The sequence below is a fragment of the Paenibacillus macerans genome (assembly GCF_050565405.1).
GTDB lineage: Bacteria > Bacillota > Bacilli > Paenibacillales > Paenibacillaceae > Fontibacillus > Fontibacillus macerans_B.
In genome coordinates this window covers 1-21,623 of record NZ_JBNYYG010000009.1, presented here as the reverse complement: position 1 = coordinate 21,623, position 21,623 = coordinate 1, and the positions used below count along the sequence as shown (strand labels likewise).

Below are 21,623 nucleotides of genomic sequence, written 5' to 3'. Positions count from 1 at the left end.
AAGGGCCGGTCGGCTCCTGCTATGCTGAGAACAGAGGGAGGTTATTGCGATGGATTTACTGCAAAACATGAATGGCGCGATGAACTACATCGAGCAGCATTTGGCGGACGACATCGATTATGGGGAAGTGGCGAGAATCGCCGTTTGCTCGGAATATCACTTCAAGCGGATGTTTTCTTTCCTGGCCGGGGTGACGCTGTCGGAATACGTCCGCCGGCGGCGGCTGACCCTGGCCGCTTTCGAACTGCAGGAGTCGGAGGCAAGGGTCATCGATGTTGCGGTGAAATACGGCTACAGCTCCGCGGACGCGTTTGCCCGGGCGTTCCAAAGCCTGCACGGAATTATGCCGTCGGAAGCGAAAAGCCATGGCCCGTCGTTAAAAGCGTATCCGCCCATGACCTTCCAACTCACCATTCAAGGAGGAAACGAAATGAACTACCGCATCGTGGATAAAGAACCGTTTCGGATCGTTGGACTTTATAAGCGGGTCCCGATCATTTTTCATGGCGTGAATCCGCATATCGCGGAAATGTGGCAGAGTTTGAACGAGGAGACGATTCGCCGGTTGAAGGGGTTGTCCAATATGGAGCCGGCGGGGATGATCAGCGCGTCGACGAATTTCTCGGAAGGCCGGATGGAGGAACAGGGAGAACTCGACCATTATATCGGCGTAGCCACAACGCTCGAATGCCTGGATCGCTTTGCCTGCTTGGAGGTTCCCGCCTCGACATGGGCGGTATTCACGGCAGTCGGACCTTTCCCGGAGACGCTGCAAAACGTCTGGGGGCGAATCTACGCCGAGTGGTTCCCGTCGGCAAGCTACGAGTTGGCCGAGGGGCCGGAAATCCTGTGGAACGAAAGTCCGGACACGGCCTTGCCCGATTACAAAAGCGAAATCTGGATTCCGGTCGCGCGGAAAAAATAGCGGCAGGTTGTTCTCCGCCGAAACCTATAGTAGTATCTGCTAAGAGATATTTAGCAGATTTGCTTTGGCAAGGAGGGAGAACGATGGAGAATAAAGTGGGAGTCCTGTTTGTGTGTCTCGGGAACATTTGCCGGTCGCCGATGGCGGAAGCCGTTTTCCGGCATCTGGTGGACGAAGCGGGGTTGAGCCGGCGGTTTCTGATCGATTCCGCGGGCACTGGGAACTGGCATACGGGAAATCCGCCGCATCAAGGCACCTGTCGCATTTTGGACCAATACGGCATTTCCTATGAGGGGCTTCAAGCGAGACAGGTTGCGCAAGAAGACTTTTCCCGGTTCGACTATATCGTCGCGATGGATAACCAAAATGAACGAGATTTGCGCTCGTTAGCCCGGCAGATCGACGCCAGAATCCTGAAGCTGTTGGATTTGGTGCCGGAAGCGAAGGTCAAGGAGGTTCCCGACCCTTATTACACGGGGAACTTCGAAGAGGTTTACGGTTTAGTGCAGGAGGGTTGCCGCGCTTTGCTGGATTTGATTCGGCGGGAAGCACTCGGCGAATAGGGCGTTAGTTGGGGGAGCTCAGCCTATCGGAACAGGCGTCAGCCGGCCGGTTTGGAGCCGGTCCGTATGCGCTATGCCAACTAATGGCAGGCCATATATTCCTGCGGTGTGACCGTTCTTGCAACTTCATCTGTTAAGGGACGGAGGGAGGGGCAGTGAGCGAAAATGTTGTAAATCAAAAATGCAGCATTCATATTGAACGCCAGAAACCTACGTGAAACGCCGGCAATCCGCAAGGCAACAGCCAAACCCGCACAACCCGCCAAACCCGCATTAATATGAAAACCCGTCCGGCTTCCGCCGCGACGGGTTTTCATATTCCAAGCCAATTTAGCTTTTGATCGCGCCCATCATGATCCCTTTGACGAAATACTTCTGCACGAACGGATACACCATGATGATCGGCAGCGTAGCGACCATCGTCACCGCCATGCGGATGCTTTCGCTCGACACGGGAATGCGTTTGGCGCTTTGCGCCAACTGCTGGGCATCCGACATCATCCCCCCAGTCTGGAACTGGTTGAGGATCTTCACCAGCACGGCCTGCAGCGTCTTCAGCTCCGGTTTGTAAGTGTAGATATAGGAATCGTACCAGGAGTTCCAGTGGCCGATGGCAAGGAACAGGCCGATCGTGGCCAGCACCGGCACGCACAGCGGCATGACGATGCGGGCGAAGACTTGCAGGTCGTTGGCGCCGTCGATCTTGGCCGATTCCTCGATTTCGCCGGGCAACTGCTCGATGAAGGTGCGGACGAGGATCATCAGGAACACCCCGATCAATCCCGGGAAGATAAATACCCAAAACGAGTCGATCAAGCCCAGCGATTTGATAATCATGTACGTCGGGATCAGCCCGCCCCCGAAATACATCGTAAATACGAAGAAGAACGAAAAGTATTTCCAGCCCAGCAAATAACGTTTGCTAAGCGTATAGGCCAGCATCGAGATGCAGAAGATGGAGAGCGCCGTGCCGACGATCGTCCGCAGCACGGTGACCTGCAGCGCGCTCCAGATTTCCGGGTTGCGGAAAATCGTGACGTAGCTGGCAAAGGTGAACTCCCTCGGCCAGAAATACAGGTTGCCGCGTATCGAGTCCGTGGCGTCGTTCAGCGAAATGATCAGAATGTTCCAGAACGGATAAAAGGTAACTAGGAAGATGCACGTCAGGAACAGGTACAGCATAGCATCGAACAGATGCTCGGGAATCGTTTTGTTTTTCATGCGGGTTCCTCCATGGGCAGACTAATGAATTAAGCTAGAATAAGGATTGGCCGTTGATTTTTTTCGCCGTGTAGTTGACGATGACGACGATGACAAAAGCCACGACGGAACTGAACATCCCGACGGCGGACGCATAGGAGAACATGCCGTTCTGAATCCCGTAGCGGAAGGAGTAGGTCGACAGCACGTCGGAGTAATCCTTCGTCAGGTCGTTGCCGAGCAGGAAATGCTGGTCGAACCCGGCGTTCAAGATGCCGCCCAGCGCCAGGATCAGCAGAATAACGATCGTCGGTTTGAGATGGGGCAGCGTAATATACCGGATTTGCTTGAACCGGTTAGCCCCGTCGACCTTGGCAGCCTCGTACAATTCCGGGTTGATCGAGGAGATGGCCGCCAAATACATGATCGAGCTGTAGCCCATGTCCTTCCACGTATTCCCCAAAGCGACGATCCACCAGAAGTACTTGCCGTTCTGCAGGAACAGGATGCTTTCGTCGGTGAGGTGGAATAACTTCAAGAGCGCATTCACCGCACCGTCCGAGGACAGCAGCGTGACGATGATGTTCGCCGCGATGACCCAGGAGATGAAATAAGGCAAATAAGAGGACGTTTGTACGATTTTTTTGAAATTGACGTTTTTGATTTCATTGATGGCAATCGCGATCAGGATCGGCATCGGAAACGAGAAGAGGATCGTAATCAAGGTCGACGCCAGCGTGTTGCGCATGATAATCAGAAAGTCGCCGTTGTTGAAAAAGTAGCGGAACCATTCAAAACCGACGAACTCGCTCTGAAACAGGGTTTGCCAGAACCGCCCCAGCGTCGGCTGATAGTTGACGAACGACATATACAATCCGGCCATCGGGGTATAGGCGAACAGGATCGCCCAGATCAGGGCCGGCAGCATCATGAGAAACAAGAACCTCTGCTGTTTGAAAACGGGCCATAGCTTTCTTCGAGAAAGCTTCACCTCGGGTCCTTTGTGCAATTTCAGGTCGGTTTGCATAGTGGCACCTCGCAATTTCTTAGTAGTTCGATTTCTATGATCCAAATTATAAGTCTCCGTAAAAATCGCTGTCGATAAAGCAAAGTATCGAATCATGCTTGAAAATAACTTTCATTCGAAAGGAGGATTTAGCAACCTGTATTGTAAGCGCTATACTTATACTGGGAGCTTGCGAACGAAGGGGGAACTCGGGCATGTACAGTATTTTTCTGGTGGATGACGAAGAGTTGGAGTTGGAGATGATGCGGGACTTCATCCGTTGGGAAGACATGGGGATTTACGTCGCCGGGGTCGGCATCAACGGAAAGGACGCCCAGGAAAAAATACGTGTCATCCAGCCCGATATCGTTCTGACCGACGTGCAAATGCCGTTGATGGACGGACTGGAGCTGGCGAAATGGGTCAGCGAGCAGTACGAATGGATGCAAATCGTGTTCCTGACGGGGCACGATGAGTTTAATTACGTGAAGTCTGCGCTGCACGTCGGCGCAGTCGGTTATTTATTGAAACCGCTGGACCTGGAGGAAATCGCCGGGGTGATGCAGCGGGTGAAACGGAAATGCGAAGAAGTACGCTTGAAGAATAAAACGATCCGGGTGACCAAGGCGAATCTGTTGAAGGAGCTGCTGTATGAGCAGGAGCCTGCCCGGCGGGAATCCCTCTCCGAAAGCCTAAATAAATTGGAGCGGCGTGACGCCGCCGTCTCCTATAAGCTTTCCCTCTGCAGCATAGACTGCGATTGCGGGGAAGAAGCCGGCGGGGGCCAAGGGAACCCGGGAGATGAAGCATCGTCCCGTCTGCTGGACGTGACGGACGACTATTTTCGCGCCATTCGGAAGGAGGTCGTCCTTACCCCGCATAAAGAGGGAGAACTGGCGATCTTCATCGAAGCCGGCCCGTCCGGAATAACCCGGGAGCAGTGGTCCATGCTGCTCCAAACGGTCCGCGGCGTGCTGGGCTTGTCGGTTACGGTCGCAGTCGGGGAAGAAGCGGCCGAGCCGACCGGTATCGCCCGGCTTTACGGACAGGCGCGCCGCATCCGCGACGAGCGATTCTATCTCGGTCCCGGACAGGTGATCGGCGCCGCCGACGTGAAGCCGGGTTACCAATGCGACTCGCTGCCGCCGTTTGCGGAGCAAGCCTGGCTCGAGGCGCTGCAGCAAATGCACGGAGAGGAAGCGGAGCGGGGGATCGGCGAATATTTGGCCAACTTGCGCCAGCTGCGGATCGGAAAGCGGCACGTATTCGAGTGGGCCATCGACCTGCTCGCCCGCCTCGAAGCGCAATTGCACAATCCCGGCTTGCCGACCCAGGCCGAACCGGGCAAACGGGCGCTGCTGTATCAATCCATCTACGATTGCCAGACGCTGCAGGGGGTTGAGGCCGCCATCCGGCGTGCCGGAGAGCATTACATGAACCTCATCAAGGAGCGCTCCGGCGACAAGAACGCTAAGCTGGTGAATCAAGTGTGCCGGATCATCGACCGGACCTATCACGAACCGATCACGATCAACAGCTTGTCCAGCCAGGTGTATTTGTCGCCGAACTATTTGCGGTCGATTTTCCGCGACAAAACCGGCATGACGATTCACGATTACCTGACTCGGATCCGTTTGGAGAAAGCCAAGGAAATGCTCGCAGACCCCGCGCTCAAGGTGCAGGACATCGCGCAAAAGATCGGATACGAAAGCACGTCTTACTTCATTTCCTTATTCCTGAAAAACCAAGGAGTCACGCCCAATGAATATCGAAAAAAGCTATAAATGGCCGAGCGGCCTGTTTCGGGGACTGGCCTATTTCCGGCACCATTGGTTCGCTAACCTGCGGCTGCGGAACAAGTTTTTCCTGATCTTCCTGATCGTGTCCTTCATCCCGTTCTCCGTGCTGATTTATTATTCCTATACGTCCACGAGGGATACGATCACCGAGCAGACGTATTCCTCTTTAAGCGGCACGCTGAACCAGATCAATACGAACCTCGAAAACCGGCTGGGCTATTACAACCAACTGACCAATATTCTCTATATGGACGCGCAGCTGCGGAACTATTTGTCCAACGACTACGAGCAGGCCTATTACTATTTGGATGCGTTCCAGTACATTAACCGCACGATGTCCTCGATGGCGATTTCCAATGCCAACATTCAGGGCATCACCATTTATATCGATAACAAAACGCTGTATTCCGACAAACAGTATATAAAATACACCGAAGAGCTGCCGGAACCGGTCAAACGCCAAGCGCTCGAGGCGGCAGGAAAATCGGTCTACACCTATATCGACGATCCGCAGACCGGGGCGTCCTACGTGACGCTGGCCCGTTCGCTCAGTTATTTCAGCCTCACGCATCCCTACGGGATTCTGACGATCAACATCAATGACGCCGAAATCTATTCGCTGATCGAAAAAGAAAACGTCAATAAAAGCGTCTACATCATCGACGCCGCCGGCCGCGTCATCAGCTCCGGGGATACGGCCATGAAGGCGCACCGGCTGTTTGACGTTTATCCCATTCAAGACAAGCTGGAGCAGGCGGCCGGCAAATTCGACGTGCGGATCGGCGGGCAGGAGCGCTTCTTCACTTACAAAAAGCTGAGCAACGGCTGGACGACCGTGATTACGGTGCCTTATGACGAGCTTCTGGCCAATACGAACCAGGCGACCAAGCGGATCGTCTGGATTTCCGTAGCGGTTATCGCGGTGGCGGCGCTGCTGATTTTCGTTACGGCCAAAGTCATCACGAAACGGATCGAGGTGCTGCTGCAGCAAATCCGCAAAGTGGAGCGAGGCGTCTTCCAGGTCAAGCCGAAGCCGATGGGAAACGATGAAATCGGGCAGCTGTCGTACGCTTTTCAAAAAATGACCTCTCGCATTCAGGAGTTGATCGATGAGGTCTACGTCAAAGAGATCGCCGTGAAGGAATCGGAGCTGACCACGCTGCAGGCGCAAATCAATCCGCATTTTCTGTACAATACGTTGTCCTCGATTTCTTCGCTTGCGGTCAAGGAAGGCAGCATGCAGGTGTACCAAATGGTCAGCCATCTGTCGAAGTATTACCGGATCTCGCTGAACAAGGGGAAAAGGGTCATCCTGCTGGAACAGGAAATCAATTTGGTCAAAAACTACATTTCCATCCAGGGAATCCGCTTCCGCGGCATGCTGCATATGCACTACGATTTGGACGAATCGCTGTTCAATCGTACGGTGATCAAGCTGATCCTGCAGCCGTTCATCGAGAACTGCATTAACCATGCGATCTGGAGCGAGGACGGCATCCATATCATCGTAAAGCTGAAAGCGGAAGGCGAAGAAATCCTGCTTCAGGTGATCGACGACGGGATGGGGATGACGCGGGAGCGCCTCGAGCAAGCTTTCAATAAGGCCAGCAACCAATCCGGCTACGGCATCAAAAACGTCGACGACCGGATCAAGCTGGCTTACGGGGAACGTTACGGCGTGGAGATATTCAGCCGGCTCGGCATCGGCACCGCCGTGACCATCCGCCTTCCCTTAAGCCCTGCCGTACCCGGGCCGATACAGGGATAAACCGCAGCGAAACCGATGAAAGACGTTTTCCACTATGAATAGTAACATTGCGTTATGGATAATCGGCAGAGGGCTTTTTACAATTGAGGTGAGCTTGAGGTCCAAGCGCAATAGCATAAGAGAGGGGTTTACGCACATGAAGAAGAAGTTGCTACTCATGGTTTCCGCAACTCTGGTTTTCACCCTGCTTGCCGGATGCGGTTCCGGCAACGCGCCGGCAGCAAACGGCAATACGCCTGCGGCGAACGGAGGCACGAATGCGGGAGCGCCCGTAGACGATAAGACGCCGATTACCCTGACGTGGTTCGACAAGAATACGGGCGACCCGTTCACGAACCCGGTGGCGAAAGCGATCACGGAGAAAACCGGCGTCACGGTAGAAATTCAGCAGCCGACCGGGAACCCGGCGGAGAAACTGAACCTGATGCTGGCCAGCAACGACTTGCCGGACGTCGTGATGCTTGATCGTGGAAGCGATATCATGAATAAATATATTTCGTCGGGCGCCGTCATTCCGCTGAATGATCTGATCGAGAAGTACGGTCCCAATATTTCCAAAATGTACGGAGACACGCTGAAGAAGACGCGCAGCGCCGACGGGAAAAACTACTACCTGGCCAACTGGTACGGCCTGGAGCAATATCCGGTGTTCGGCTTCCTGATGCGGATGGATCTGATGAAGGAGCTTGGCGTCGGCGACAAGGTCAACAACGGCGAACCGTTTACCGCCGAAGAGTTCGAAAATCTGCTGAAGCAATTCAAGGAGAAATATCCTACCATCGACGGCAAGGAAACGATTCCGATGACGCTGAACGGCGAGAACATGAGCGGCGTAACCGGAACGTTCAAGGGGATGTTCGGCATCATGCCGTTTTACGAAGTGAACGGGGAGCTGCAAAAGGATATTCGCGATCCCCGTTATCTGGACATGATGAAATACATGAACTCGTTGTATCGCCAAGGCTTGCTGGATAAAGAATGGGTCACGATGAAAACAAAGCAATATCAACAGAAGCTGGCCGCCGGCAACATCTTCGCCACGGCGGATGCTTCCTGGAACGCAGGCACCTCCAACGGTTTGCTGAAAGCCGAAGCCAAAGATCCGGCAACCGCGGAGGAAAGACAGTTTTACCAATATAAAGTGCTGGCTCCCGGGGTAGGACCAGACCAAACGTCATACGGCCCGAAGAGCTCGCTCGGCTGGGACGGCGTCGCCATCAGCAAAACGAATAAAGATCCGGTGCGCACGATCAAATTCCTCGATTTTCTGGCCAGCGAGGAAGGGCAATATTTGATGATGTGGGGCGTGGAAGGCGAACACTGGGATATGGTGGACGGCAAACACGTACCGCGTCAGGAAGTGCTGGACGCGTTCAAGAAAAACTGGGATGAAGCCGCCCGGTCGACCGGGATCCGCAAATGGACGTGGGCGATCAAAAACGGTCCGGGCTCGGACGGCACCCCTTATGACCTGATCGGCCGTTATTCCAGCGATCCAACGACCGACCTCGCGATCAAGAACCTCGCCGACACGTCGTTCGACACGGCGCCGTACGATAGCCTGGGACCGGCAGGCGGCACGCCGGAAGCGATCATGGAGACGAAGGTGAACGAAACGATCAACGAGTACTTCCTGAAAATGGCCCTCGCGCCAAGCGAGCAGGACGTCGTAAGCTTGTACGACACGATGATGAAAGAAGTGGAAGCCGCCGGCTTGCCGAAGCTGGAGCAGGTATACAACAAAAACTATCAGGAACGCATGGAATTGTGGAAATAAGGCTGTAGCGCCGAAAGCGCGGGCCGCGGAGGACTATTTAATCCTCCGCCGGCTCGCGTTTTTCCTTACAGGGCGTTGCTGCAGAAGTGGATGTATGAAAAATCGTACAAAGGTGCTAACGGGGCGGCCCAACTGAGGTGGCTGTCTATTGGGTTCATGTCTTGATGCCCCTGCAGGCTGCTTTGTACGATTATCCCTCTCGTTCAGGGAATAGGAAGTGGGGCTAGGATAGGTATTCATCTGTTTCTCTGTTTCTGATCAAACGGGATAATCATGCAAAGTCGTCCGGACTTGCGAGTGTTGATTGATCTGCCGCTCAACCCACCGGTCTGCCAAGCCGTCAAGCACTGATTTCTAGGTTGAGTCAATAATTTTGTACAACAAATTGTGCGTGACCTTAGGTCGCGAGCAAACCGCGCACGCTCCTGCCTATCCACCTTCCAATCAAAACGACAGAAATCCAACCGTTGTTATATGGTTCCGCTTTCATAGCCGCTCTATAATGACACCAAGGGGTGATAGAGTGCTTACAAAAATAACAAAATACCGCTGGCAGTACCTCATGATCTTACCTGCTGTCGTTCTGCTGTTCATGTTCAATTACATTCCGATGATCGGCATTCAGGTCGCGTTCAAAGATTTCCATCTCGGAACGACGATGTGGAACAGTGCGTGGGTGGGAACGGAGAACTTTTCGTTTTTGCAGGACGACCAGTTTTGGCTGGTTGTCAGAAACACGATTTATATCGCTGTCTTGAAGTTCATCTTCGGTTTTCCGGCACCGATTATTTTGGCGCTGTTGATTAACGAGGTGAGACATAACGGGTTCAAAAGGTTCGTGCAATCCGTCAGCTACCTCCCTCACTTTTTCTCATGGATCGTGGTTGCGTATATCCTGCAATCCTTCCTGACCGTCGATGGCGGATTAATCAACCAGCTGATCGTCAAGCTTGGCGGCGGGGACCCGATCTTTTTCCTCGGTTCCACGCATTGGTTCCGCCCTATGATCGTCGTAAGCGGATTGTGGAAGGAAGTCGGGTGGAACACGATCCTGTACCTGGCGGCCATCACCACGATCGATCCGCAGCTGTATGAAGCGGCGAAAGTGGAAGGCGCCGGAAAGTGGGCGCAGATGCGTCATATTACGCTGCCGGGAATGGCGCCTACGATTTCGATCATCCTCATTCTGAGCATGCCAAGCTTGATCGCCGTCGGGATGGATCAGATTTATCCGCTGATGAATCCGGCCAACCAGCCGGTGGCCGACGTGCTCGATACTTATATTTTGCGTAGCGGCCTGCAGCAAGGATACTTCGGAATGGCTACGGCAGTAGGGTTGCTGTCGTCGTTAATCAGCCTCATTCTCGTCGTCTCCACGAATCAATTATCCCGAAAAGTGAATGAGGAGGGGCTTTGGTAGAATGAGCACAATAACGAAAGAACGAATCGGACAGACGATCATTGTGATTCTCTTGCTTCTCCTGTGCGTCTCGGTCATATATCCGTTCATGTATATGCTGTCGATTTCGCTCAATGTGGGCAGCGATGCGGCCAAAGGCGGCGTTTATTTGTGGCCGCGGCAATTTACTTTGGCAAATTACAAGGTCGTGCTCGGCAATGCCGTGATTCGCCACGCTTACCTGATTACGATCGCCCGTACCCTTGTCGGGACGCTGGTCGGCATGACAATCACCTTGCTGGCCGCCTACGGATTGTCCTACAATCGCCTGCCGCTTCGGAGCGCGCTCTTGACCTACGTGTTGATCACGATGCTGTTCAGCGGCGGACTGATTCCGTTTTACATTCAATTGTACCATTTGAATTTGCTGAATTCGTTTTGGGTGTATGTGGTACCGGGGGCTTTTTCGGCCTGGAATATGTTCGTCATGCTGAAGTTTATTCAAGGCATCCCGGGGGCGCTGATCGAATCGGCGGAAATGGACGGAGCGAGTCCGCTGCGGATTTTGCTGATCATTATTCTGCCTCTCTCCAAGCCGATGCTGGCGGCGCTGGCTCTGTTCACCGCGGTGGGGCACTGGAACGACTGGTTTGCCGGGGCCTTTTACGTCACGGACCAAAATTTGATTCCGGTCCAAACCTTTTTGCAGCAGCTGTTGTCGGCACAGAACATGTCGACGGTTCTCGGTTCCAACAATAACATCGAACAACTGGCGCGCGGCAACGCGTTATCCAATGTCACGCTGATGTCGATCAAGATGGCAACCGTCATGGTCAGCGCCATTCCGATCCTTTGCGTTTATCCGTTTCTTCAGAAGTATTTCGTCAAGGGAGTGCTCATCGGCTCCGTGAAGGGGTGAGATGTGAACATTATAAATGATGCAGCAAATTTCAACCGGTTTTGCCAAAATGAAATGGTTAGGGGGAAAAGAATTTGAGTTTACGCCAAGGTATGACGAAAAAGCTTGCGGTTCTGTCGTTAACGATACTGATGGCACTTGTGACGGCTTGCGGAAGCGGTAACAGCGCAAACGGCGGGAACGCGACCCAAAACAATGCAGCCCAAAGCAATGGCGGAAAGAACGCTTCCGCCACCGGCGGTACCGGCTCCTTCAAGCTATGGTTGGGCTGGACGGCAACGATCAACAACGACAGCATGGTGCAAAATTACTGGCGGGAGCACGAACCAAACGTGGATGTCCAGATCGAATCGACTCAAGGCGACGCCATGACGGCGCTGAATTTGAAACTGAATACGGGCGGATTTGACGATGCGGCCATTTTCTATCGCGGCGATATCGTAGACAATGCAATGGTCCGTTCCAATGCCATCCTTCCGCTCGAGCAATATTTCGATATGCCGGATAAATATCCGGGACTTGCCTCCATTCCGAAGGAATATCTGGATGCCATGAAGGATCCGGACGGCCACATCTGGTCCATTCCGAGCTGGTTCGACCAGAATCCGGACGATCCGTGGCCGGGCTGGGCATCGGGCGGATGGTTTGTACGCACCGATGTGCTGGAAAAGGTCGGCATGACCATCGATGATTTGAAAACCATGGACGGTTTGGAACAATATTTAAAGCTGACCTCCGAGCAAAAGGATGCCAACGGCAACAAGTTGATTCCGCTCAGTTTTTCATCCGATGCCAGTGACGAAAGCGTCATTTTAAGCACCTTCGGCGTGACGACCAGTTCGGCCGGCGGCGTCATTCCCGTAGAGAAGAAAGGTGGCGATTACGTCTTTATCTACGATGATCCGCAGTACAAAGCCGCCTATCAGTGGATGAACAAAATGTATCGGGAAGGCCTGCTGGACCATGAGGTCATGACCGACAAGGCGGAACGCTACAAAGAGAAGAACAAGTCCGGACGCGTAGCCATGAACGCCGGCGGCTTCTTCAACATGGACGCCCATATCTGGGAGGTACTGAACGGCCCGACAGAGCCTGCGTGGTATTACGAAACGATTCCCTATCCGCAAGTGGACGGGGTAGATCAACTCGGCTACAACGGGATTATCAACCCGTATCCGCAGTATGATACTTACATCAGCAAAAAGACGAAAAACATCGACGCGATTCTCAAATTTTACGACTATACCCTGCAGCCGAAAGCGGAGCAGCAACAGGTGATCAACGAAGGCCCTGCCGGCGTGTTCTGGGATTGGACGGATCAACCGCTCGGCAAATGGCAATATATCGACAACGATTATCAAACCTTGCATGATTCAGGGGATGCAGCGAAAAAATCCAACACTACTCCCGAACTGTACATGACTTCTTCCTTCAGCAATGGATGGTATCCTTGGTGGAATTATAACGTCACCGAGCCCAAGGGTAGACAGAAAACGATCGATTTTACCGAAAAGATCGCCAAAATGGGTACGATTCGCGTCGCCGAGCCGTATGACCAGGTGAAGGCGAAAGCGGGCGGCGTTTGGGAAAAATATTTGCCGGAGCTGGAAGCGGTCAAGACCGAATACAAAGCGAAGCTGATCATGGCCAAAGACGACAACACGTTCGAATCGGCCTGGAAAGATTTCCAAGCCGCGCTGGAAAAACGCGCTCATTGGAGCGAGTTAAAGACGGAATGGCATGAACAGCTGGACACCGCGCAAGGCAGCTAAACGAAAACGCTAATACCGCTTGAAAAATCAGGTTGCCCCGATCCGTTCCCGGCTCGGGGCTAAGCCTGTTTTCGTTCGCAGGATACTCTCCTCCTCTCGGGTTTTGCGAGGATCCTGCTTCACGGTGCATATGGTACACTTTTTGTACGTGAGGAAGGAGTGCTGCAGCTTTGAGAGTATGGTTGGAAAACAGCGTAATCCGTTTTACCCGGGGGATGAACCTGAATCGGAAAATCTTTATCATGTACGGCCTGATCCTGCTGGTTCCAAGCTTGATCCTTGGCGGCGTAACGATGTATATCGTCGTGCGCAGCTTCCACGAGAACTACGTGACCACCGTCGACGATTCGATCAAGCAAACGGCGATCAACGTGGACTACAGCAAGCAGAGCTACGATTTGCTGGCGATCCGCACGGCGACCGACAGCGAGCTGATTGCCAGGCTCGGGCGGGAATACGCGGACATGGCGCAAATCATCGATACCGTCGATTATTTGGACCGCAATTTTTTGCTGACGAGCAAATATCTGCCCGGTATCGCCGATTTTCGCATTTATCATATCAACGAGGGGCTGGTCGAAGACGGACGGCTGCTGTGGCGGCCGGAACATCGGCTGCTATCCGGTTTGGACGAATGGACCTGGTACGAGAAGACGATGGCCTCCCCCACCCTGCTGCGGTGGAGCAATGCGCCGGATAATCCCGGGCAGATCGTCCTGACCGGCAAAATCCTGAACAGCACGGGCGACCCGCTGGGCATGGTCTACATTTTGCTGGATTATAACGTCGTATTCGGCGATTTGCTGAAATATCCGTTTCAAGGCGGCGGCAGCTTATATATCGTCGATGAATCGAAGCGGATATTGGCGACGTCGGAGAAAGAGAGGATCGGCAGCCGCATCGCGGCCGAAGACTGGCCGGAGGAGGGCGGGGCGGGTGGCGAAGCCGCCGGGCCCTTGAACGCTAAACCGGCCGGGGGAGCCGGCGCCGAAACGGATGCCGTCTACGACCTGACGCAGACCAGGCAACTGGTCATCATCGAGCCGCTCACTTCCGGCTGGTACGTCGTGGCTTTGACGCAAATGAAATACATGGACCCGCAAAGCGTTACGCTGTTGTCGCTGATCGCCGGCACGGCGGTCGCCCTGCTGGCGCTGTCGGTCTTTCTCGTGATGACGATCGTCAACAACATCGTCCGGCGCATCCGCCGGCTCGGCAACCGAATGAACGATTTGTCGCGCGGCGAGTTCGACGTGACGATTCGCAATAAGGTGCAGGATGAACTCGGCGATCTGGAGATCATGTTCAATTTCATGTCGGAGCGGCTTGGCATCCTGGTCGAGGACATCATGAGGACCAGTCTGCTGGAGCGGGAGCAGGCCTTCAAGGCGATGCAGGCCCAGATCAATCCGCATTTCATTTACAATTCGCTGAGCCTGCTGCGCTGGCGGGCGCTCGATGCCCAGGACGACGAGCAAATCCGCATTATCGATGCGTTAACGACGTTCTATCGGCAGACCCTAAACAATCAGGTCAGCGTCATTCCGATCCGCGAGGAGATCGAACACGTCAAGGCCTACCTCGAGGTCCAGCAGCTGCGTTTCCCGGGGCGGGTGAGGATCGAGTGGGAGATCGACGCGGGGACGCTGGATTTCTACACCATCAAGACGCTGCTGCAGCCGGTCGTGGAAAATTGCTATGCCCACGGGGCGATCACGCGCCAACCGGACGCGGTAATCCGCATCGCCGTAGGGCGGTCGGGGGACAGCATACGGATGTCGGTGTTCGACAACGGTCAAGGGATCACGCCGGAGACGCTAACTGCCATAGAAGCGGGAACCTTTCGGGGCAGCGGGAACGGATTCGGGACGGCGAATATCAAGGAGCGGTTAGCGTTGTATTTCGGCGGCGCGGCGGCGTTCAGGCTAGATAGCGAGGCGGGAGAGTGGACGCGGGTCTCCATCGCTCTTCCGGTATGCACCGCGCCGCCGACGATAAGGAGGGGAGGTTAGCATGCTGAAAGTCTTGATCGTGGATGACGAACCTTCCAACATTCAGGGATTGGTACGCTATATCCGGTGGCAGGAGCTCGGTTATGAGCAGCCGGAAACGCGGGAATCGGGCGAGGAAGCCTTGGAGGCGATCGAAGCGGCGGATTTCGATGTGCTGATCTCGGACGTCGCCATGCCCGGCATGAACGGCATCGAGCTGGTTGCGCGGGCCAAGGAGTTGCTTCCCCAGCTCCAGGTGCTGATGATCAGCGGCTATAACGAATTCGAGTTCGTGCAGGATGCCATTCATGTCGGCGCGCAGGGCTACGTGCTGAAGCCGTTGAAGCTGGAGGAAGTCGCGAGCCGGTTGGCAGCGATGCGGGAGACGCTGGTGAAAGCGCGCCGCTTGGCCGAACAGACCGACGCGCTGAAGAAACAAGTGTCCGGCAGCCTGCGCCTCGTCAAGGAGCGGTTCGTCAACGACCTGCTCGCCGGCATCGTTCCGGACGGGGAGCGGCTCGCTTCCTGGAACGGCTTGATGGAGCTGCCCGCCGCCGTTCGCGAGCTGCGGCTGCTGGTTTTCGGCCTCGATCATTTCTTGTCCATGCAGCAAGGCGCGGAGGAAAGGGTGGTCCTCGGGGCGGCTTTTCGCCAAACGGTCGACGTGGCGATGTCCGACATCGGGTCGGTTTGGCTGGCGCAGACGTCCCCCGATGAAATCGTGGCTTTGCAGGTGAATCCCCCGGTCTGGGAAAAAGCGCGGATCGAAAAACAGCTGCCGTTCGTCCAGGACATGATGGGGCGGCAGCACGGCTCGACCGTCACGATCGGCTGCAGCCCGATGGGCGGAGCGTGGGGCGACGTTCCGGAATTGTATAAGGAACTCAAATTCCGGATGGCCCAGGCCCGTTTGATCGAGGATGGGCAAATCGTGCGGGGCGAGACGCCGGATGCCGGGGAGTTCGACGATTTCCGCCTGCGCGAGGAGTTCATCCCGGACGTCATCCGGCGGATGGAGTCGGGGGACGCCGCGGCGGTGCGGGAAGCGATGAACCGGATGTTCGGGCTGCTGACGTCGCAGAAATCTTTTTCCTATGTGCAGGCGTTTGGCATGAGCTTCCTTAGCGAGCTGATCCGGACGCTGCGGCGCGGCGACGAGGCGAATAAGGAGATGAACATCGTGCTGTGGCGGCGGATGCTGGACTGCAGCAATACCGAGCAAACGCTCGAGTTCCTCATGGAATGCGTGGATCGGTACATGACGGTCGAGGTCAAGGAGCAGATCAACCAGCAACGCAACTTGATCCGCAAGGTGGCCGCTTTCATCGCCGACCGGGTGCAGGAGAACTGGACGGTCAAGCAACTCGGCGAACAGTTCAATCTGAACGCCAGCTACCTCAGCGTGCTGTTCAAGAAGGAAATGGGCAAGACGATTTCCGAATACGTCCAGGAGACGCGCATCCAGCAAGCCAAGGAACTGCTGCGGGACCCGAACATTAAGGTTTACGAGGTGGCGGACCGCGTAGGCATACAAACCTCGGCCTATTTTACCTATCTGTTCAAAAAGACGGTCGGTTGTACGCCGCAGGAATACCGGGATTACCGGTAGCCGAAAAAAACGTCGCTTCCCGCTATAGATCGGAACATCGCTGCATTTCATCCCCGTTGGTTCGTCTTTATAATGGGAGGCAGTTAAGCAAAAAGCGTTCATTTTGGAGGGAGATGGATGACAGTGGGCAGCGAAAATACCGTAACGGTCAATGTGGGGACGGATGCAGGCGCGGGAGAATGGGTGCAAGTGGACAGCGGCCTCGCGAGGCTGACGCTCGATTTGGCCAAAGGTGAATTTGCCTGGAACTGCCGCGGCTTGTTCGCCTGGAAGGGAATCCGCAGCGCGTTCCGGTGGCAGGGACGGGAGTACCACACCGGGATGTACGAGCGCCATGAAATGTTAGGGGCGGCGGACGAGATCGAAGATGGCTTCGGCAAAGGCAAGCATGTGGCGATCCTGCACGAAACGCCGGGTTGCCCGGGAATCGAGCAGCATTTTTACGTGTACGAAAATAAGCCTTTCTTTCTGATCCGGGTGGTCGTGGCATGCGACAGCGAGACGAAACTGAACCGGATTGCCGTGCTGCGCTCCGCGGAGGCGGGTTTTGAAAGGGCCTCCGGTGAAGCCGTATCCGGAGAAGGCGAACTGCACGTGCTGCGTATTCCGTACGACAACGACAAATGGGTGCGTTATGCGGCGCGGCCGCTGCCGCTGGAGACGGAGAGCTACGAGGCGGCCGCGTTGTTTTACCCGGGAAGCCGGCGGGGGTTCGTGACGGGCTCCTTGTCTCACGACGTGTGGAAAACGGGCATCCGCATCAAAGGCGAGCAGGCCGGCAAGTTGGATGAACTGGAGCTGTACGCCGGCACGGCGGGCGAAATGACGCGGGATACCCAGCCGCACGGCTACGTCAAAGGCACGCGGATCGCGTCGCCGCTGGTGTTCGCCGGGTATTACGACGATTACCGCGACGGTCTGGAAGCCTACGGCTGGGCCAACGCGCGGGTCGAAGCCCCGCTGAAATGGGAGGGCGGCGTGCCGTTCGGATGGAACAGCTGGTCGGCGGCGATGAGCACGCTGGATTATGACCTCTACACGTCGACCAGCGATTTTCTGAAGCGCGAGGTGCAGCCGCTGGGATTTGAAAGCGAAGGCACGCTTTATATCAACTTCGATGCGTTTTGGAACAGGCTGACGGCGGAGGAAATGGAGGACGCGCTGCGGCGGGTGCGGCAAAACGGGCATAAACCCGGAACGTACTGGACGCCGTTTGCCTTCTGGGGTAGCCCGGCCCAATTCGCCCAAGCGGTTGAAGGAACGGACGGTCAATACACGTATGCCGACATTTTGCTGCGCGATCAGGAAGGGGAAATCGTCGCGGACATCGCCGGCGGACTGGCGATCGATCCGACCCATCCCGGTGCGCTGCAACGAATCGACTGGTTCACGGAGAAGGCGATCCGCGAAGGCTTCGAATACATCAAGCTGGATTTCATGGCGCATGGCGCGCTCGAAGGGAAGCATTACGATCCGAAGATCACGACGGGGATTGCGGCTTACCATTACGGGTTGTCCTATTTGGCCTCGAAGCTGTCGCCGGAGGCGGCGGGCCGGCCCTTCTTCATCAACCTGTCGATCTCCCCGCTATTCCCGTACGCGTTTGCCCATAGCCGCCGCATATCCTGCGACGTGTTCGGACAAATCGGCGATACGGAATACTTGCTGAATTCGCTGACCTACGGCTGGTGGATGAACGATTGCTTATACCGCTTCAACGACCCGGACCATACGGTTTTGTACAAAAGCTTCAATCAGGAGCCGACGGGCCGGCACGAAGGGCGCAGCCGTCTGACGGCCTCCGTGATCGCCGGGACCTTGCTGCTGCTGGGCGACGATTTCCGCAAGGAGGAGGCGGCGTCCCGGGCCAAGGCATGGCTCGGCAACAAGGCGGTGATGGACGTGGCCCGGTTGGGCCAAACGTTCCAGCCGCTGGATGGAGGCTTCGGCGACCGGGCGGCCGATGTGTTCGTGCTGGCGGATCCGGCGAAAGAGCGCGGCGCTTCGATGTATGTTGCCGTGTTTAACTTCGATCCGGCGGGAGCGGTACGGAAGACGGTTTCGTTGACCCGCGCAGGACTGGATAAGGGCGTACGGTACCGGGTGTCCGACCTGTGGGAAGGCACGGAGAGCGAAGCGATCGGGGAACTGGTCGTGGATCTGGAGCCGGCGGAAGCAAAGATATTCAAGGTATTTTTAACTTAACGGGACGGTGAAGACACATGGCTATCAAAGTGGATGAGCAGCGGAGGTTGTTTGCGCTGCAGACGAGCGGGAGCACTTATTTGTTTGGCCTGAACGAGAAAGGCCATTTACAGCATTTGTATTGGGGGCCGACCGTCGATCCGGCGGATGGAGCGTCATTGCTGGGGTCGCGCGGGCACAGCTCGTTTGATGCCGAAATCGACCGCGAGGCGGAGGAGTACAGCTTTTGGGGCGGCGTGGGCTATGTCGAGCCTTCGCTCAAGGTGACCTGGCCGGACGGGGTGCGCGATTTTTGCCCGAAATACGCCGGTTACGCGACCACCCGGGAGAATGGCAAGGAGACGCTGACCCTGACGTTTCAGGATGAGACGTATCCGTTTGAAGCCCGTTTGAGTTATTCGGTCATTGCCGAGCACGATTTGCTGGAGCGCTCCGTGCGCCTCGTGAATTTGGGGGCCGAGCCGGTGCTGCTGGAGACGATCCAATCGGCGGCCTGGACGATGCCGGTATTGCCGGAATACCGCTTGACCCATGTCACGGGCAAATGGGCGGGCGAATTTCAGCTGCGGCGCACGTTCCTCTCGGAGGGGAAAAAGCAGTTGGAATCGCGGCGCGGCTTTACCGACGGCCATGCCAATCCATGGTTTGCCGTCGACGACGGGCTCGCCACCGAGGAGCGGGGCGAAGTCTGGTTCGGGGCGCTGGCGTGGAGCGGCAACTGGAAAATCGTCGCCGAACAGACCGCGTTCCATCGCGTCCGCGTGACCGGCGGCATTCACGATTTCGACAGTACGTGGCTGCTTGGACCCGGCGAGTCGTTTGCCGCGCCGACGTTCGTGGGCGGCTATAGCGCTGACGGATTCGGCGGGATGAGCCGGCAGTTGCACCGTTACCAGCACGAATGCGTGTTGCCGAGCCGGGAGCCGCGCAAGGTGCTGTACAACTCCTGGGAAGCAACCTACTTCGACGTGCAGGTGAAGAACCAGATGGCGTTGGCCGAACGCGCCGCCCGAATGGGCGTCGAGCTGTTCGTCGTCGACGACGGCTGGTTCGGGGCGCGGAATCACGACCGGGCCGGGCTCGGCGATTGGTACGTGAACCGGGAGAAATTCCCGAACGGGCTCGGCGAGCTGATCGATCGGGTGCACGAGCTCGGCATGGAGTTCGGGATCTGGGTGGAGCCCGAGGCGGTGAACCCGGACAGCGATTTGTACCGCAGCCACCCGGACTGGGTGTACCATTTCCCTACGCGGGGACGGACGGAGCTGCGCAATCAGCTGCTGCTGAACATCTCCAAGCCGGAGATCAAGAACTACATCCTGGAGTTCATGACCGAGCTGCTGAGCAAGCATCAAATCAAGTTCATCAAATGGGACATGAACCGGACGGTGACCGAGCCCGGGATGAAGGACCATCCTTTGCGCCGGCAGAAGGAAATCTGGATCCGCCACGTGCAAAGCCTTTATGAGATCTGGGCCGAGCTGCGCCGCCGCTTCCCCCAGGTGGAATTCGAGACTTGCGCCGGCGGGGGCTCGCGGATCGATCTCGGCATCTTCCGTTATGCCGATCAAGCCTGGCCGAGCGACAATACCGACGCATTTGACCGGCTAAGCATCCAGGAAGGTTTCTCCTACGTGTACGCGCCGAAGATGATGACCTGCTGGGTGACGGAATCGCCGACCGGGATGAACCGCCGCGTTCTGTCGCTGCCGTATCGTTTTCACAGCGCCATGATGGGATCGCTTGGCATCGGCGCGAACCTGAACCATTGGAGCGACGCGGAGATCGAGGAGGCCGCGGGGTTCGTCCGGCAATACAAGGAAATCCGCCCGCTGGTGCAGTTCGGCGACCAGTACCGGCTCGATGCGTTGTATCACCTTGGGGTGACGGCGGTGCAGTACGTGGACGCGGACGGCGGCGATTGCGTGCTGTTTAGCTTCCTGCATGCGCAGCAGTTGGGCGACCGGCTGCCCCGCTTGCGACTGCAAGGCCTGGCGCCGGACAAAACCTACGCGATCGAAGGCCTGCCCGGCATCTGGAGTGGCCGCGGCCTGATGCGGATCGGCGTCGAGCTGCCGCTGCGCGGCGATTTCGACAGCGTGCTGTACCGGATTCGCGAGGCGTAAGCGCAAGCGACGCGGCGGTTCCGCCTTGCTGTCCTTGAGAACCCCAGCCTATTTCCGAATAGGCTGGGGTTTTAGCGCTTTTCGGGAAGCTGCCGGCCTGTTGCCAACTCTTCCTCCCGCACCCGCCCTTGGCGTTGCAATAAAGCTTCCAGGAAACCTGTAGAAGGCGAAATTGCACCAAGCGTTTCAAGGAATTCCTGCAAAAATGGCTTTTCTCGGAAATAAGCCAAACTCTCGCGAATTCCTGCACTTTTGCAGTTTCTCGTTTCCGGTACGCTAAGGAGTGGCTTCAATCATTCGCAATCATTGGACTTGGCGTGGAAGGTTTGCGGTATAGCGTGAGGCGGCGCTTCTAACGGACCGCAGGGACCTTAAATGCTTCAAAACCGAGGTTTCCAAAATGTAACGGACCGGAAGGACCTTATTTCCGGGAATTCTGCAAAAAATGCTCCGTATGAAGCTCAATAAGACCACTGAAGCATAGGCGTTGCATTAAACCCAACAAGATACCCGATGTGCATAAAGGCAGGCCAAGGCGTGGCGGTCAATAGGGTTCGAGTCTTG

The 21,623-nt window shown here is 55.9% G+C and carries 15 protein-coding genes; 12 read left to right on the top strand and 3 right to left on the bottom strand.

Annotated elements, in window-relative coordinates:
* Positions 1-49 precede the first annotated feature (49 nt).
* Both ACQ4N8_RS08535 and ACQ4N8_RS08530 read left to right on the top strand, forming a co-directional pair.
* Complete coding sequence (locus tag ACQ4N8_RS08535; RefSeq protein ID WP_430703922.1) at positions 50-925, top strand: AraC family transcriptional regulator; 876 nt, start codon at positions 50-52, stop codon at positions 923-925.
* Between the two features lie 83 nt (positions 926-1,008).
* Positions 1,009-1,488, top strand: a complete 480-nt coding sequence (locus ACQ4N8_RS08530; RefSeq protein ID WP_430703921.1) for a low molecular weight protein-tyrosine-phosphatase — start codon at positions 1,009-1,011, stop codon at positions 1,486-1,488.
* A 330-nt stretch (positions 1,489-1,818) separates the two neighbouring features.
* On the opposite strand, the gene ACQ4N8_RS08525 is transcribed toward ACQ4N8_RS08530, so the two are convergent.
* Together ACQ4N8_RS08525 and ACQ4N8_RS08520 are read right to left on the bottom strand one after the other, a co-directional pair.
* The gene (locus ACQ4N8_RS08525; protein ID WP_430703920.1) at positions 1,819-2,709 is read right to left on the bottom strand and encodes a carbohydrate ABC transporter permease; all 891 of its coding nucleotides are present in this window, start codon (positions 2,707-2,709) and stop codon (positions 1,819-1,821) included.
* Positions 2,710-2,743: 34 nt separating this feature from the next.
* The gene (locus tag ACQ4N8_RS08520) at positions 2,744-3,715 is read right to left on the bottom strand and encodes an ABC transporter permease (protein ID WP_430703919.1); all 972 of its coding nucleotides are present in this window, start codon (positions 3,713-3,715) and stop codon (positions 2,744-2,746) included.
* A 194-nt stretch (positions 3,716-3,909) separates the two neighbouring features.
* Here ACQ4N8_RS08520 and ACQ4N8_RS08515 point away from each other — a divergent pair, with 194 nt between their 5' ends.
* The 10 genes from ACQ4N8_RS08515 to ACQ4N8_RS08470 all read left to right on the top strand — a co-directional run bounded on the left by ACQ4N8_RS08515 (position 3,910) and on the right by ACQ4N8_RS08470 (position 21,059).
* Entirely contained in the window at positions 3,910-5,478 is a 1,569-nt protein-coding gene (locus tag ACQ4N8_RS08515) for a response regulator (RefSeq protein WP_430703918.1), read from the top strand.
* Positions 5,456-7,261, top strand: a complete 1,806-nt coding sequence (locus ACQ4N8_RS08510) for a sensor histidine kinase (RefSeq protein ID WP_430703917.1) — start codon at positions 5,456-5,458, stop codon at positions 7,259-7,261. Before ACQ4N8_RS08515 ends, ACQ4N8_RS08510 begins: the two co-directional genes overlap by 23 nt.
* Positions 7,262-7,397: 136 nt before the next feature.
* Positions 7,398-9,038 carry an ABC transporter substrate-binding protein gene (locus ACQ4N8_RS08505; protein ID WP_430703916.1) on the top strand — a complete coding sequence of 547 codons (1,641 nt, stop codon included), beginning with the start codon at positions 7,398-7,400 and terminating at the stop codon, positions 9,036-9,038.
* 523 nt (positions 9,039-9,561) lie between these two features.
* On the top strand, positions 9,562-10,458 hold the full coding sequence (locus ACQ4N8_RS08500; RefSeq protein WP_430703915.1) for an ABC transporter permease: 897 nt from the start codon (positions 9,562-9,564) through the stop codon (positions 10,456-10,458).
* Between the two features lies 1 nt (position 10,459).
* A complete protein-coding gene (locus ACQ4N8_RS08495) occupies positions 10,460-11,356 on the top strand; it encodes a carbohydrate ABC transporter permease (RefSeq protein ID WP_430703914.1) in 897 nt (298 codons plus the stop codon).
* 74 nt (positions 11,357-11,430) lie between these two features.
* Complete coding sequence (locus ACQ4N8_RS08490; RefSeq protein WP_430703913.1) at positions 11,431-13,128, top strand: hypothetical protein; 1,698 nt, start codon at positions 11,431-11,433, stop codon at positions 13,126-13,128.
* A 170-nt stretch (positions 13,129-13,298) separates the two neighbouring features.
* Entirely contained in the window at positions 13,299-15,140 is a 1,842-nt protein-coding gene (locus ACQ4N8_RS08485; protein WP_430703912.1) for a cache domain-containing sensor histidine kinase, read from the top strand.
* Between the two features lies 1 nt (position 15,141).
* Positions 15,142-16,728, top strand: a complete 1,587-nt coding sequence (locus ACQ4N8_RS08480) for a response regulator transcription factor (RefSeq protein ID WP_430703911.1) — start codon at positions 15,142-15,144, stop codon at positions 16,726-16,728.
* Between the two features lie 117 nt (positions 16,729-16,845).
* Positions 16,846-18,933, top strand: coding sequence for an alpha-galactosidase (locus ACQ4N8_RS08475; RefSeq protein WP_430703910.1), 2,088 nt, complete (start codon positions 16,846-16,848; stop codon positions 18,931-18,933).
* A gap of 17 nt (positions 18,934-18,950) precedes the next feature.
* Positions 18,951-21,059, top strand: coding sequence for an alpha-galactosidase (locus ACQ4N8_RS08470; RefSeq protein ID WP_430703909.1), 2,109 nt, complete (start codon positions 18,951-18,953; stop codon positions 21,057-21,059).
* 71 nt (positions 21,060-21,130) lie between these two features.
* Here the strand turns inward: ACQ4N8_RS08470 and ACQ4N8_RS08465 are convergent, their stop codons facing one another.
* Positions 21,131-21,289, bottom strand: a complete 159-nt coding sequence (locus ACQ4N8_RS08465; RefSeq protein WP_430703908.1) for a hypothetical protein — start codon at positions 21,287-21,289, stop codon at positions 21,131-21,133.
* Positions 21,290-21,623: the final 334 nt, after the last annotated feature.

What these genes read in the sequence shown, in the direction of transcription:
- ACQ4N8_RS08525 (WP_430703920.1), bottom strand. Translation starts at nt 2,709, where the DNA reads ATGAAAAACAAAACGATTCCCGAGCATCTGTTCGATGCTATGCTGTAC.
- ACQ4N8_RS08495 (WP_430703914.1), top strand. Translation starts at nt 10,460, where the DNA reads ATGAGCACAATAACGAAAGAACGAATCGGACAGACGATCATTGTGATT.
- ACQ4N8_RS08515 (WP_430703918.1), top strand. Translation starts at nt 3,910, where the DNA reads ATGTACAGTATTTTTCTGGTGGATGACGAAGAGTTGGAGTTGGAGATG.
- ACQ4N8_RS08480 (WP_430703911.1), top strand. Translation starts at nt 15,142, where the DNA reads ATGCTGAAAGTCTTGATCGTGGATGACGAACCTTCCAACATTCAGGGA.
- ACQ4N8_RS08470 (WP_430703909.1), top strand. Translation starts at nt 18,951, where the DNA reads ATGGCTATCAAAGTGGATGAGCAGCGGAGGTTGTTTGCGCTGCAGACG.
- ACQ4N8_RS08535 (WP_430703922.1), top strand. Translation starts at nt 50, where the DNA reads ATGGATTTACTGCAAAACATGAATGGCGCGATGAACTACATCGAGCAG.
- ACQ4N8_RS08475 (WP_430703910.1), top strand. Translation starts at nt 16,846, where the DNA reads ATGACAGTGGGCAGCGAAAATACCGTAACGGTCAATGTGGGGACGGAT.
- ACQ4N8_RS08510 (WP_430703917.1), top strand. Translation starts at nt 5,456, where the DNA reads ATGAATATCGAAAAAAGCTATAAATGGCCGAGCGGCCTGTTTCGGGGA.
- ACQ4N8_RS08530 (WP_430703921.1), top strand. Translation starts at nt 1,009, where the DNA reads ATGGAGAATAAAGTGGGAGTCCTGTTTGTGTGTCTCGGGAACATTTGC.
- ACQ4N8_RS08520 (WP_430703919.1), bottom strand. Translation starts at nt 3,715, where the DNA reads ATGCAAACCGACCTGAAATTGCACAAAGGACCCGAGGTGAAGCTTTCT.
- ACQ4N8_RS08505 (WP_430703916.1), top strand. Translation starts at nt 7,398, where the DNA reads ATGAAGAAGAAGTTGCTACTCATGGTTTCCGCAACTCTGGTTTTCACC.